General features: G+C 70.3%; 14 protein-coding genes and 1 pseudogene. 2 read left to right on the forward strand and 13 right to left on the reverse strand.

Translation table 11 applies throughout. The features are described 5' to 3' along the window. Positions 1-12 precede the first annotated feature (12 nt). Genes VK501_RS01945 through VK501_RS01965 form a run of 5 tightly spaced genes read right to left on the reverse strand, consistent with a single transcriptional unit; the run spans position 13 to position 3,818 of the window. Positions 13-1,074: a hydrogenase expression protein HypE gene (locus VK501_RS01945; RefSeq protein WP_324334081.1), complete on the reverse strand. Its 1,062-nt coding sequence runs from the start codon at positions 1,072-1,074 to the stop codon at positions 13-15. 16 nt (positions 1,075-1,090) lie between these two features. Beyond that, positions 1,091-2,221: a hydrogenase expression/formation protein HypE gene (gene hypE / locus VK501_RS01950; protein ID WP_324334083.1), complete on the reverse strand. Its 1,131-nt coding sequence runs from the start codon at positions 2,219-2,221 to the stop codon at positions 1,091-1,093. Continuing rightward, a complete protein-coding gene (gene hypD, locus VK501_RS01955; RefSeq protein WP_324334085.1) occupies positions 2,222-3,337 on the reverse strand; it encodes a hydrogenase formation protein HypD in 1,116 nt (371 codons plus the stop codon). After that, entirely contained in the window at positions 3,334-3,543 is a 210-nt protein-coding gene (locus VK501_RS01960) for a HypC/HybG/HupF family hydrogenase formation chaperone (RefSeq protein ID WP_324334088.1), read from the reverse strand. The genes hypD and VK501_RS01960 overlap by 4 nt, the downstream gene beginning before the upstream one ends. Next, positions 3,540-3,818, reverse strand: a complete 279-nt coding sequence (locus VK501_RS01965) for a HypC/HybG/HupF family hydrogenase formation chaperone (RefSeq protein WP_324334090.1) — start codon at positions 3,816-3,818, stop codon at positions 3,540-3,542. Before VK501_RS01965 ends, VK501_RS01960 begins: the two co-directional genes overlap by 4 nt. A 112-nt stretch (positions 3,819-3,930) precedes the next feature. Here VK501_RS01965 and VK501_RS01970 point away from each other — a divergent pair, with 112 nt between their 5' ends. Together VK501_RS01970 and VK501_RS01975 are read left to right on the forward strand one after the other, a co-directional pair. Next, complete coding sequence (locus VK501_RS01970; protein ID WP_324334092.1) at positions 3,931-4,602, forward strand: GntR family transcriptional regulator; 672 nt, start codon at positions 3,931-3,933, stop codon at positions 4,600-4,602. 63 nt (positions 4,603-4,665) lie between these two features. Further along, positions 4,666-5,487 carry a hypothetical protein gene (locus tag VK501_RS01975; protein WP_324334094.1) on the forward strand — a complete coding sequence of 274 codons (822 nt, stop codon included), beginning with the start codon at positions 4,666-4,668 and terminating at the stop codon, positions 5,485-5,487. Between the two features lie 29 nt (positions 5,488-5,516). On the opposite strand, the gene groL is transcribed toward VK501_RS01975, so the two are convergent. From groL to VK501_RS02015, 8 genes and pseudogenes are all read right to left on the reverse strand, one after another. Next, positions 5,517-7,166 (reverse strand): chaperonin GroEL, encoded by a 1,650-nt coding sequence (groL, locus tag VK501_RS01980; protein ID WP_324334096.1) that lies wholly within the window; start codon positions 7,164-7,166, stop codon positions 5,517-5,519. An 18-nt stretch (positions 7,167-7,184) separates the two neighbouring features. Then, positions 7,185-8,219, reverse strand: a complete 1,035-nt coding sequence (locus VK501_RS01985; RefSeq protein ID WP_324334098.1) for an NAD(P)-dependent alcohol dehydrogenase — start codon at positions 8,217-8,219, stop codon at positions 7,185-7,187. Then, on the reverse strand, positions 8,216-8,917 hold the full coding sequence (locus tag VK501_RS01990) for an iron-sulfur cluster assembly protein (RefSeq protein WP_324334101.1): 702 nt from the start codon (positions 8,915-8,917) through the stop codon (positions 8,216-8,218). The genes VK501_RS01985 and VK501_RS01990 overlap by 4 nt, the downstream gene beginning before the upstream one ends. Continuing rightward, entirely contained in the window at positions 8,914-9,966 is a 1,053-nt protein-coding gene (locus tag VK501_RS01995) for an amidohydrolase family protein (protein WP_324334103.1), read from the reverse strand. Before VK501_RS01995 ends, VK501_RS01990 begins: the two co-directional genes overlap by 4 nt. Positions 9,967-9,977: 11 nt before the next feature. Then, a complete protein-coding gene (mimD, locus tag VK501_RS02000; protein ID WP_324334105.1) occupies positions 9,978-10,319 on the reverse strand; it encodes a propane 2-monooxygenase effector subunit MimD in 342 nt (113 codons plus the stop codon). Beyond that, a complete protein-coding gene (locus VK501_RS02005) occupies positions 10,316-11,425 on the reverse strand; it encodes a hypothetical protein (RefSeq protein WP_324334107.1) in 1,110 nt (369 codons plus the stop codon). The genes mimD and VK501_RS02005 overlap by 4 nt, the downstream gene beginning before the upstream one ends. A gap of 23 nt (positions 11,426-11,448) precedes the next feature. Beyond that, positions 11,449-12,483: a 2Fe-2S iron-sulfur cluster binding domain-containing protein gene (locus tag VK501_RS02010; RefSeq protein WP_324334109.1), complete on the reverse strand. Its 1,035-nt coding sequence runs from the start codon at positions 12,481-12,483 to the stop codon at positions 11,449-11,451. Between the two features lie 97 nt (positions 12,484-12,580). Then, a pseudogene (locus VK501_RS02015) lies at positions 12,581-13,469 on the reverse strand (methane monooxygenase); the annotation flags it as partial.

The raw sequence follows: 13,469 nt of genomic DNA on the forward strand, positions 1-13,469 counted from the left end.
TCGTGCTCTCCTCTACCAGCGCTTGGCGTAGCCGGTCGTGAGCTCGGAGCGGTTGTGCCGCCACTCGGGCTCCTTGTCGTACTTGCGCTTGACGTTCATGTGGCGGCCCCAGCGCAGGAGCGGGCCGTAGGTGAACTTCGCGACGTTCGAGGACACCTGGCCCAGCGGGTCCTCGTCCATGAAGGGCATGTACTTGTCGGGGAACCCCGGCATCGTGCAGGCCATGCAGATGCCGCCGACGTTGGGACAGCCGCCCATGTGGTTGACCCATCCGCGCAGCGGCACGTTGCACCGGACGACCGGGCCCTTGCAGCCCAGCTTGACCAGGCACCGGTGGTCGGCGCCGTACTCGGTGGCGAAGTCGCCCTCCTCGTAGAACGCGGCGCGGTTGCAGCTCTCGTGCGTGGTCCGCCCGAACAGCGAGACCGGGCGGCCGGCGTCGTCGAGCTCCGGGACCGGGCCCATGCCGGCCAGCGCGTACACGAGGTGCACGAGCGTCTCGGTCATGTTGTCGGGCTGGGCCGGGCAGCCGGGGATGTTGACGATCGGGATGCCCGCCTTGGACTTCCAGTTCCACCCCAGGTAGTCGCGGACACCCATGGCGCCGGTCGGGTTGTTCTTCATCGCCGGGATGCCGCCGTAGGTGGCGCACGTGCCGACGGCGACGACCGCGGCGGCCTTGCCCGCGAGCCGGTCGCACCACTCGTTGACCGTGATCGGCTGGCCGGTCTCGGGGTTCACGCCGAAGCCGGTCCAGTACCCGTCGCCGTTGATCTTCTCGTTGCCGAGCGAGCCCTCGATGACCAGCACGAACGGGTCGAGCTTTCCGGCCTCGGCGTCGAACCACGCCTGGATGAACTCCTGGCCGACCTCGTAGGCGATGACCTGGTTGTGGATCACCACCTTGGGCAGGCCCGGGATCGCCCCGGTGATGATGTCCTCGAGGCTCGGGTTCGTGGCCGATGTCATGGCCACCGAGTCCCCCTCGCAGGACAGCCCGACGGTGATCCACAGCACGTGCGCCGTGACCGCCTCGGTCGCGGCTTGGTTGGGGACGAACTCGACCGATGCCATCTCTACCCCTCTCGTGTCAACAGATCCGCGGCAGCGGGTCGCCGACGAGCTGGTCCATCACCCGTCGTCCGCCGAACGCCGTCTCCACCAGCACCATCCCGGTCGGGCTGGTGCGCACCTCACCGATCTCGGCCGCGCGCTCCGCCCCGGCCACCGCGCGCAGGGCGGCCAGCGCCGCGCCGGCCCACTCCGGGGCGACCGCCGCCACGAACACGCCCTCGTTGGCCACGTGCATGGGGTCGATCCCCAGCAGCTCGGTGGCGCCGGCGACCGCCGGGTCGACCGGCACCGCCGCCTCCCGCACGAGCATCGCGACGCCGGAGGCGCGCGCCAGTTCGTTGAGCACCGAGGCGACGCCGCCACGCGTCGCGTCGCGCAGGCAGCGCAGGCCGCCACCCGCGTGTTGCAGCAGGACGTCGACCGCCGGCCACAGCGAGCGCGTGTCGGACTCGATCGTGGCGTCGAGGTCGAACTCCCCGCGCGCGAGCATGATCGCCGTGCCGTGCTCGCCGATCGGGCCCGACACGATCAGCTTGTCGCCGGGACGCAGGGCCGACGGCGACAGCGCCGCGCGCGCGTCGACGTGTCCGAGCCCCGTCGTGCAGACGTACATCTGGTCGGCGTGTCCGCGCTCGACGACCTTCGTGTCGCCCGCGACGATCGCCACCTCGGCCACCGCGGCGGTACGGGCGATCGCCTCGACCTCCGCGCGCAGGACGTCGGACGGCAGCCCCTCCTCGAGGATCAGCGACAGGCTGAGCGCCACCGGCCGCGCCCCGACCATCGCGAGGTCGTTGACCGTGCCGTTGACCGCCAGCTCGCCGATCGACCCGCCGGGGAAGCGGATCGGCTTGACGACGAAGCTGTCGGTCGTGAGCGCGAGATCGGCCCCGCCCACGCGCACCATGCCGGCGTCGGCGAGCGCGTCGAGGGCGGGCGAGGAGAAGGCCGGGACGAGCAGGCCCTCGACGAGCGAGCCGGTCGCCTTGCCGCCCGCGCCATGGGCCATGGTGATCCGCTCGTCGCGGAACTTCGGCCGCTTGGACCGCTGGGTCTCGATGATCCCCAGGACCTTGGCCTCGCGCTCGGACGGAGATCCGGTCTCGGACTTGCGCCCTCGCAGGCTCGTGCGTGCGTCCGACGGCACTTAAACGACTTCCCGCTCCCGAGCGAAGCGCCCGTAGTTGTAGTACGCGGCGCAGGCGCCCTCGCTGGACACCATGCACGTGCCGATCGGGCGCTCGGGCGTGCAGGCGCTCCCGAAGACCTTGCACTCGAACGGCTTGATCACGCCCTTGAGCACCTCGCCGCACTGGCACGCCTTGGGGTCGGCGACGCGGACGCCCGGGACCGCGAAGCGCAGCTCGGCGTCGAGGTCGGCGTAGGCGTCCGACAGCCGCAGGCCGCTGTGCGAGATGAAGCCCAGGCCGCGCCACTCGAAGTGCGGGCGCAGCGCGAAGACCTCGGCCATGACCTCCAGCGCGCGCAGGTTGCCCTCGTAGGGGACCACGCGCTTGTACTGGTTCTCGACCTCGCAGCGGCCCTCGCCGAGCTGGCGCAGGATCATCAGGACCGACTGCAGGATGTCGACGGGCTCGAAGCCCGAGACCACGACGGGCTTGCCGTAGTCGGCCGGGATGAACTCCAGCGGGCGGGCGCCGACGACGGTCGACACGTGGCCGGGGCCGACGAAGCCGTCGAGGCGCAGGTCGGGCGAGTCCAGCAGCGCCCGCAGCGGCGGCACGATCGTCACGTGGTTGCAGAAGCACGAGAAGTTCGTGACGCCCTCGGCCTTGGCGCGCTTGAGCGTGAGCGCGGTCGACGGCGCCGTCGTCTCGAAGCCGATCGCGAAGAACACCACCTCGCGGTCGGGCTCGGACTTGGCGATGCGCAGGGCGTCCAGCGGCGAGTAGACCATCCGGACGTCGGCGCCCTGGGCCTTGGCCTCCAGCAGCGTGCCGTCCGAGCCGGGCACCCGCATCATGTCGCCGAAGCAGGTGAGGATCACGCCGGGCTGGCGGGCGATCGCGATGCCGTCGTCCACCCGGCCCATCGGGATCACGCACACCGGGCAGCCGGGGCCGTGGACCAGCTCGACGTTGGCCGGCAGCAGGTCGTCGATGCCGTACTTGTAGATCGCGTGCGTGTGGCCGCCGCAGACCTCCATGATCTTCAGGTGGCGGCCCGGCGGCACGGCGCCGAGGATCTCGCCGGCCAGCACGCGGCCCAGCGCCGCGTCGCGGAACTCGTCGACGAACTTCATGCCGCGGCGTCCTGCATGCGGGTGAGCGCGGTGCCGGCGTGCACGAGCAGCGTGTCGCCGGGTGCGACCGGCTCCACCAGCGCGGTCTCCACCGAGCCGTGGGCGCCGTCGCCGTCCTCGCATAGCGCGAGGCCGCGCTGCGCGTCGACGCGGAGCACCCGCATCGGCACCCCGTCGTCGCCGCAGGTCACGCAGTGGCAGCTCATTCGATCACGCTCGCCTTCAGCTCCTCGAGCTCGAGCTCGTAGTCGGCGCCCATGCCCTCCAGCAGCTTGAGCGTGGCGGCCGCCTCCTCCTCGTCGACCTTCGAGAGCGCGAAGCCGACGTGGATGAGGACCCAGTCCCCGGGCTCGACGCCCGCGCCGCCGGCGTCCAGCAGGCCGACGTTCACGGTGCGCCGGACGCCGGCGACATCCACGCGGGCGAGCCGGTTCTCGACGTCGACGACCTCGATGACGCGACCTGGGATCGCCAGGCACATACGGTCGACTCCTCTGATCGTTGGGGCCGGACCCGCGGCCCCGTCAGAGGGTCTACCCACCGGTGTGAGCACTTGCAAGGGATGGGACGTTGGTGATCTACTGGCATGCCAGATGCCTGTGCCCGAGCAACGGGACGCGGTCGATCGGCACCTCCTCCGCGACAACGCCTACAGCATGCTGTGCGAGGCGATCGTCGATGGCACCCTGCAACCCGGCGAGCCGTTGCACGACGAGGACCTGTGCGGGTGGCTGGGCCTCAGCCGCACCCCGCTGCGCGATGCGCTGAGCCGGCTGGCGGAGGACGGGCTGGTCGAGATCGCGCCGCAGCGCTACACGCGCGTCAGCCCGCTGACCGCGCGCGACGCGCACGACACGTTCCCGCTGCTGGCCGCCGTGCACGCGCTCGCGGCCGAGCTCGGCGTGCCGCGGCTGGACCTCGAGGCCACCGAGCGGCTGCGCGCCGAGAACGACGCGTTCGTCGCCGCCTTGACCGTCGGCGCGGCGTGCGCGGCCTACGAGGCGGACGACCGCTTCCACCAGGTCTTCGTCGACGCGGCCGGCAACTGCGAGATCGAGCGGGCGCTGCGTCACATGGCGCCGCGCCTGCGCCGCCTCGAGGTGCTGCGCACCGGGGCGCTGCCCGGCCGCCGCTCGGTGGCCCAGCACGAGGCGATCCTGGCGCGCGCGGCGGCGGGCGACGCTCGCGGCGCCGCCTCGGCCACGCGCGAGAACTGGCTCGAGCTCGGCGGGCTCGTCGAGCGGTCCCTGGCCCGCGCGGGCTAGTGGGTCGGCCCGACCTCGCCGCCGATCAGGAGTCGTTCAGGCCGCGGGCGTCACGCTCGCGCCATGACGACGACCGTCCACACCGGAACGGCGACCTCGCTGGGCCGCCAGATGTTGAACAAGGTGCCCGAGGTCACGCTCTACTTCTGGGTCATCAAGATCATGTGCACCACCGTCGGCGAGACGGCGGCGGACTACCTCAACGACAACCTCGGCTTCGGGCTCACGAACACCACCTACGTCACCGGCGCGCTGCTCGTGGCGCTCCTCGTGGCGCAGTTCCGCCTGCGCCGCTACGTCCCGGCGGTCTACTGGTCGGTCGTCGTCGTCATCAGCGTCTTCGGGACGCTCATCACCGACAACATGACCGACCGCTACAACGTGCCGCTGACGACCAGCACGATCGTGTTCTCCATCGCGCTCGCCGCGGTCTTCGCCGCCTGGTACGCCAGCGAGCGGACGCTCTCGATCCACAGCATCGTCACGACCCGGCGCGAGGCCTTCTACTGGCTGGCCATCCTCTTCACCTTCGCGCTCGGCACCGCGGCCGGCGACCTCTCGGCCGAGAAGCTCGACCTCGGCTACGCCGTCTCGATCGCGATCTTCGGCGGGCTGATCGCCCTGGTGGCGTTCGCGCACTACGCCCTGCGCCTCAACCCCGTGCTGTCCTTCTGGCTGGCCTACATCCTGACCCGCCCGCTCGGGGCGTCGATCGGCGACGAGATGTCGCAGAACAGCAAGAAGTACGGCGGCCTGGGACTGGGCACGACCGGGACGAGCTACATCTTCCTCAGCTGCATCCTGGCGCTCGTCGTCTTCCTCTCGGTGACGCGCCGCGACGCGACCGAGCTCCGGCGCGGCGACGCCCTCCCCGAGGCTGCCTGAGCGTCGGGGAGGTACGGACGCGAGACCGATCAGACCGGCGACGACGGGCGCGCCATGCCCTCGGCGAGGTCGCCGAAGCCCGGCGCGAGGATCGCGCCCGGCTGGCCGATGATCTGCTCGGCGACCAGCGCCTCGGTCGTCAGCATGAGCGCGGCGACCGACGCCGCGTTCTGCAGGCTCAGGCGCGTGACCCGGACGGGGTCGATCACGCCGGACTCGATGAGGTCGCCGAACTCCCCGGTCAGCGCGTTGAGGCCGTGGCCGTCGGGCATCGCGCGGACCTGGTCGACGACGCCGTGGCCGTCGAAGCCGGCGTTGGACGCGATCCAGAACAGCGGATCGGCGAGCACCGAGCGCACGACGTCCACGCCCGCGCCGCGGTCGCCGTCGAGCTCGACGCCGTCCAGCGCGCGCTCGGCGCGCAGCAGCGCGGTGCCGCCGCCCGGCACGATGCCCTCGGCCATCGCCGCGCGGCTCGCCGCGAGCGAGCCCTCGGTGCGCCGCAGCCGCTCCTTGGTCTCGACGTCCGTCGCGCCGCCGACCCGGATGACCGCCAGGCGGCTCGACAGGCGCGCGAGGCGCTCCCGCAGCGCGTCGACGTCGCTCTCGTGGGTGGCCCGCTCGAGCTCCACGCGGATCTCGTTGAGCCGGCCGGCCACGCTCTCCGCCGTGCCCGCGCCCTCGATGAACGTGGTCGCGTCCTCGGTGACGATCACGCGCCGGGCGCGGCCGAGCATCTCGAGGTCGACCTGCTCCAGGCTCAGCCCGGCCTCGGGCGTGATGACCTGGCCGCCGGTGAACGCGGCGAGGTCCTCGAGGTAGGCGATGCGCCGGTGGCCGAAGCCCGGTGCGCGGATCGCCGTGGCCTCCATCGTGCCGTGCTGGTTGTTCTGCACCAGCATGCCCAGCGCGGCGCCGTCGACCTTCTCGGCGAGGATGATCAGCGGCTCGGGCCGGCGCATGACCTGGCCGATCGCGCCCATCAGCTCCTGGACGGTCGAGATCGGCCGCGTGGTCATCAGCACGTACGGGTTCTCGAGCACCGTCTCCATCCGCATGCGGTCACGGATGAGGTACGGCGAGAGGTGGCCGTTCTCGACGTGCAGGCCCTCCACGAACTCGACGGCGATGCCCGGCAGCTCGCTCTGCTCCACGCTGACGACCCCGTCCTCGCCGACCCGTGCGAGCGCCTCGGCGACGGCGCGGCCGATGCGCTCGTCCTCCTTGGCGGCGATCGTCGCGACGCTGCCCAGGTGCAGGTCGGGCCCGACCTCCACGGCGCTGCGCAGCAGCTCGGCGACGACGAGGTCCACGGCCTCCTCGATGCCGCGGCGCAACTGCATGGGGTTGACGCCGTCGTCCAGCACCCGCATTCCCTCGCGGATGAGTGACTGCGCCAGCAGCGTCGCGGTCGTCGTGCCGTCGCCGGTCAGCTCGGAGGTCTTGTCGGCGACCTCGCGCACGAGCTGGGCGCCCATGTTGGCGAACTGGTCTGCCAGCTCGATCTCGCGTGCGATCGTCACGCCGTCGTTGGTGATGGTCGGCGCGCCGGTGAGGCGCTCCAGCACGACGTTGCGGCCCTTGGGCCCGAGCGTCACCTTGACCGTGTCGGCCAGCTCGTCGACGCCGGCCTGCAGCCGGCGCCGCGCATCATCGTTGAAGTGGATGATCTTGCCCATGCGGTGGTGTCTCTCCTGTCAGGCGGCGTCGGCGACGAGGATGCCGCGGCCATGCAGGCGTCCCTGGTCGAGGTCGGCCATCGCGTCGTTGATGGCTTGCAGCGGATAGCCGCTGGTGTGCAGGGTCACCTTGCCCTGCGCGGTGAGCGTCATCAGCTCGGAGAGGTCGTTGTAGGACCCCACCAGGTTGCCGATGAAGTTGATCTCGCGCGAGATGATGTCGATGGTCGGCACGTCGACGTTCTCGCCGTAGCCGATCACGAAGTAGGACCCGGCCTGCCGGAGCATGGCCACGCCGTCGTCGATCACCCCGTGCTCACCCACGAAGTCGATGATCGCGTCGGCGCCCACGCCGTCGGTCATCTCGAGGACCGTGTCGACCTGCGTGCCGTCGGCGGCGACGGTGCGGTCGGCGCCCGTCTCGGTGGCCAGCGCGCGGGCCTCCTCCGACGGGTCGATGACGATGATCTCGGCCGGCGTCAGGGCCTTCAGCACCTGGATGCCGATGTGGCCGAGGCCGCCGGCGCCGATGACCACGACGCGCGTCCCGGGATAGAGGAGGCTCGCGGCCTTCTTGACGGCGTGGTAGGCGGTCAGGCCGGCGTCGGCCAGCGCGGCGATGTCCTTGGGGTGCAGCGTCGGGTCGAGCGTGACGACCGACCGCGCCGTGGTCCTGATCAGCTCGGCGAAGCCGCCGTCGGCCGAGATCCCCGGAAACAGGTTGTTGATGCAGTGCACGTCGTCGCCGGCGCGGCAGGCGCGGCAGAGGCCGCAGGTGACCAGCGGATGGAGGATGACGGTGTCGCCGACCTCGACGTTGGACACCGCCGAGCCGATCTCGTGCACCCAGCCCGCGTTCTCGTGGCCGGGCACGTAGGGCAGCTGCACGCCCGACTTCTCGGCCCACTGCCCCTCCTGGATGTGCAGGTCGGTGCGACACAGCCCGGCGCCGCCGAGGCGCACGATCACGTCGTGGGGGCCGGTGATCTCGGGCTCGGCGATCTGCTCGACGGTGAGCGGCTCGTGGTACTTGTGCAGGCGCGCGGCGATCATGCGAACGCTCTCTCCTCGGTCGGGTCGTGGACGCCATAGCGGACCCGCAGCAGCGAGCGGCACAGCCCGCCGTTGCTCTCGAGGCTGAGGCCCACGAGGCTGGCGCGCCGCAGCCACATGCGCAGGTCCTTGACGGGGATGGTTCCCCCGTCGCCCGCGATCAACGCGGGCGCGTCGGGCCCGTGCGGCAGGCCGAGCTCGCGGCGCAGCTGCACGCAGCGCGTCGCCTCGGCGCTGTCGGGCAGGTCGGCGACGCGCAGCGCCAGCACCGCGGCGGCGTCGGCGCCGCCGTTCATCAGCGCCTGGCACACCCGGCCCTGGCGGGCCAGCAGCGCCTTGCGCTGAAACAGCTCGCGCAGGGCGTCCAGCTCCCCGGCGCCCTCGCCCGGGAACACCCCGGCGAACCCGGACCCGGCGGCGACGGCGCCGTTGATCTCGTCGCCCGTGTAGTGCTCGTCGAGGACGACCGTCACCTCCCCCACCTCCGGCAGCGCAGTGACCGCGTCGCGGGCGTCGGCCACCATGAGGTAGGCGAAGTTCGGGGCGCACTGCGAGGTCGGCAGGCGCAGGTGCACATCGACGTCGCCGGACGCCGAGACGACGCAGGAGCCGACGAAGCCGAGCGTGGTGATCGGCTCGTCGAGCTCCGGGTCGTGGACGGCGGCCAGCGCCGCCAGCACCTGCGCCCGCCCGATCATGCGGCTCCCTCGACGAGCTGCGCGTCGTTCGGATCGCCCGGCGCGCTGACCGCGTCGGGGAGGCGGAACTCCGGCGGGACGTCGATGCCGTAGAGGCGCGCGGCGTTGAGGCCGAGCACCTTCTTCTTGGCCTCGGTCGTCCAGCGCGGGTAGTCGGAGAACGTGTCGTCGGGGTAGTCCCAGTTCAGGAGGCCCTCGATCTGCCACTTCGGCTCCCAGATGCCGTAGTCGCTGCCGAACAGCATCTTGTCCTCGCCGACCCAGAACAGCAGCTCGCCCATCACCTTCGCGAAGAACCGCGGGCGGGCGTGCATCAGGCCGCCGACGACGACCGACAGGCCGGCGTAGACGTTGGGCTCCTGCGTCGCCATGAAGCAGAAGTCCTCGATGCGCGGCAGGCCCACGTGCTCGACGATGAAGTTGAGCTCGGGGTAGGTGGTCGCCGCGTGGTCCACGTCGGCGACGTCGAAGCCGTCCTTGTCCAGCGGCCAGATCGTCGGTCCCTTGTGGATGTGGATGTTCTTGATCCCGAGCTCCATGCAGAGCTCGAAGAACGGCACGGTGTCGGGATCCTTCAGCGTCCAGCCGCGCGAGCTGCCGAGCCACTCGGCGGTGTAGAGCTTGACGCCCTTCAGCCCGTAGCGCTCGTGATCCTCGCGGAGCTGGCGCAGGCCGTCCTCGCCCTCGCGCGGATCCCAGCGCCCGTTGACCCGGAGCTTGCCCGGGAAGCGCTCCAGCAGCGCTCCGTTGTGCTCGATGTCGTTGAACCCCTCGCTGTACCACTGCTTCAGGTACGTCGACTGGAAGATCGCCTGGTCGACGCGGCCCTCCGTGAAGACGTCCTTCTCGAAGTCGTCGACCGAGTACTTCATGAAGTGCTCGATCGTCCAATGCGTCTCGGGCGGGCCGAGTCCCTGGTAGGCGTGGAAGCACTCGATCCAGCCCTTGGCGTACTGCTCCTGCCCCTTGACCCAGTTCTCCGGGCTTGCGTCCCAGAAGTGCAGGTGGCTGTCGACGATGAAGTACTTCTCCCCGTCGTGCTCGTACACGGCTAGGCCTCCTAGACCGGCTTGAGGTCGAAGCCGAGGTACTCGGCCGCGTCCTCGGGGTTGGCGAACATCAGGACGCGGTCGTCGAGGACGACCATGCGACCGTAGTGCGTGGACATGATCTCTTCGAAGTCGTCCTGGCCGAACTCGGGCCACCCGAGGGCGTCGGCGATCTCCTGGAAGTCGAACTCGAACCGGTTGACACCGTCGACGCGGATCATCGACGGCATCTCCCGGATCGTGATGTCCTTCTTGTCGGCCATCACCTGGCCGACGACGTAGCCGACCTGATTGTTCATCAGCGTGACGCCGGCGCGGTTGGACGACGTGCGGTCCGAGACGAACTCGGTCATGAGCGGATCTCCTTGGGGATCTCGAGGGTGAGGTCTTCCAGCAGGTCGGCCATGCGCGTCTTCGAGCGCTGCAGCGAGTCCTCGAAGCGCACGAGCTTCTCGGAGACCTGCGACCAGATCGGCTGCAGCTGGTGGGCGGCCTCCAGGCTCACCGGGACCCACTCCTCCAGCCATTGGTCCATCAGGCGCCGGTTGGCGGGCCCGTGCTCGACGTCGTCGGCGAGCATCCGGAACAGCGCACGCGCGCCCCGCTGCTCGCGTGCGGTGTCGGCCTCGCCGCAGCCCATGACCGTCGGCGTGACGAAGTCGCCCTGCGGCGCGGCGGCCTGCATGACGAACGCGCTGCGGAACAGCTCGCCGACCAGCGGCTCGAAGACGACCGCCGTGGCGAAGAACGCCTGGGCCCAGTCGCGGATCCCGGTCAGCATCTCGACGTTGGCCCGCGTGCCCTGCCAGATCGGATCGTTCTGCCAGGCGTCCTTGTGCACGGAGCCGTCGAAGTCCTCGATCTCCTCGGAGACATCGAGGTTGTAGAGGATGATGTCCTGCGCGAAGCGCAGCTTGTGCGCCGCGCCGACGGCCAGCGCGTTGTTGATCATGTTGGTCGGCGCGTCACGCTGGGCCGGCGTGTAGACGTGCATGCCGAGGCCGTGCTCGACGTGCGCCCACGCCGAGACGTGGCGCTCGACGATCCTGATCCACGAGCGGCTCCATGCGGCGTACGCGTCGGCGGCCTTCGCGTTGGCCAGCGTCTGGGTGATCTGCCGCACCGTGTTGGAGTTGTTGCGGTAGATCGTCTGCTCCCACTCCTCGTTGGGATCGAGGAACTGGTGCCAGTCGCGGGACTTCAGCGCGGTCCACTCCTGCGGATAGCCGGCGCTGCCGTCGGCGAACGCGTAGACCCAGCCCTGGGTCAGATGGCGCTCGGGATCGGGCTGGACGTCGACCGTCACGTCCTCGTAGACGCTCGCCCGCCGCTTGCGGGGCTCGAAGTAGTTGTACGCTCGGCTGCGCGACGAGGGGAACTCCTTGGCCCCGGCCTCAGCGTCGGTGAACACCGGCTTCGGGACGCTGCGCTCCGGCGTCACGGTCGTCTCATCGGGCATGTCGCTCCTCTCGTGGTCCGCGGTCAGTCGTCCGCGGTCGTCGTGAACTTGTCGAAGTAGATGCGGGACTCGGGGCACCCGCGGCGCTCCAGCAGCGCGATCGCCGCATCGACCATCGGCGGCGGACCGCAGAGGTAGGCGTCGACCTCGGTGAGGTCCCCTTCGAGGCGATCCACCACATCGGTGATCAGCCCGGACTCGCCGTCCCAGCCGGAGCCGTCGGCCTCCGACAGCGCCGGGACGAAGCGAAGCTGCGGCAGCTCGCCCCCGAGGCGCTGGAGCTCCTCGAGCGCGAACAGGTCGTCCTGCGTGCGCGCGCCGTAGTAGAAGGTCGCCGGGCGCGTCGTGCCCTTCTCGACCATCGAGCGCAGCAGGGAGACGATCGGCGCCATGCCGGCGCCCCCGGCGATGAACACCAGCCGCCGCGGCGACGAGTCGCGCAGCGTGAAGACGCCGTAGGGGCCGGTGCAGGTCAGCTCGTCGCCGACCTTGATGCCGTGGCCGTTGGCCAGCAGGCCGGAGAAGTGCCCGCCCTCGTAGAGCTTGATCATGAACTCGAGGCGATCCGGCTGCCCCGGGGTGTTGGCCATGGAGAACGAGCGGTGCTCCCCGTCCACGCCGGGGATGTGGATGTCCACGTACTGCCCGGCGTTGAAGACCAGCGGCTCGGGCAGCTTGAGGACCAGCCGCCGGATGTCGTGCGTCAGCTCCTCTACGGCCTCGACCTCGGCGGTCGCCGTGACGATCGGCACGCCGCTGCGGATGATCTCCTCGTCGAAGTTGATGAGCTCGATCTCGACGTCGCTCATCGCGTGGGCGCGGCAGAGCAGCGTGTAGCCCTCCGACTCCTCGAAGTCCGGCAGCGCGAACGTCGAGTAGCGGTCGAGGTCGACCTCGCCGTCGAGCAGGAACGACTTGCAGGCGGCGCACTGGCCTTCCTTGCAGCCGTGCATGAGCATCAGGCCCTGGCGGAAGGCGGCGTCGAGGATCGTCTCGTCCTCGTCGACCTCCATCTCGATCCCGACGGGCTCCAGGCGTGCGATGTGCTTCTCACCCATGGTGTGATTGCGCGGTGGTGACGTCCCAACGGCCCGGCGACGCGGCACCCGGGGACATCTCGGTCCCCGGGCGTGCGTCGCTGACCGGAGAGAGAGGTCAGGCCGTGGCGCCCTCCTTGGCGGGGCGGCCGGCGGGTCCGCCGGCCTTGTAGTGGGCGACGTGCTTCTCGCGCTCCTCGGGGCTCATCTCGTTGAGGAGCACGTTCGGGCTGTTCAGCGTGATGCCGCGGACCTCGTCGAGGGTCCACATCTTCTTCGGGTCGAGATCCAGGTGCGGCTGGGGCACCAGGGTCTTGCCGTCGTCGCGGACGTAGCCGAGGTCCTGCATGATCTCGGCGACGTCCATGCCGTGGTAGAGCGTCTCCCACTCGCGCTTGCCCGCGAGCTTGCCCATCGACGGCGTCGGGCGCCCGTGGTACTCCGGCCGGAACGCGACCTTGTCGGTCCAGTGGCAGGTCTGCGAGCAGTACGTGCGGACCTGGCCGTCGACCTCGTCGACGACCGTGTCCTCGCGGATCAGGCACGGGACCATGCAGGTCCAGCAGCGATGCGGGTATTCGTAGTCGGAGAGCTCCGGCTCGAAGGCGATCGGCTTGTGGCCGTTCTTCTTGCCAAGCTCCCCGTAGCGCTCCCACCACCTGCCGTACTTGTCGTACCAGCCCGGGTACTTGTGCTCGAACCACTCGAAGTCGGTGTCGTCCATCGCGTCGATCCGCCAGTAGTTGGCGAACCAGCCGGTGGCGAAGAACTGGGCGACCTCGTGGACGTAGCCCTTGTTGATGATGCGGTTCCAGCTCTCCTCGACGAGGTCGTGCGGGATGTCGAGGCCGTACTTCTCCAGCGGCACCAGGTAGCTGCGGTAGTAGTCGTCGTAGATCCAGCGGCGCCACATCTCGGCGTAGCTGTCGCGGTCCTTGCGGCGGTCCTTGGTGCCGTACTCGATGAACGTCCCGATCGCCGCGTCCACGACGCAGTGGTTGTTCCAC

Origin of the sequence: Baekduia sp. (genome assembly GCF_035318805.1) — a bacterium.
Taxonomy (GTDB): Bacteria; Actinomycetota; Thermoleophilia; order Solirubrobacterales; family Solirubrobacteraceae; genus Baekduia.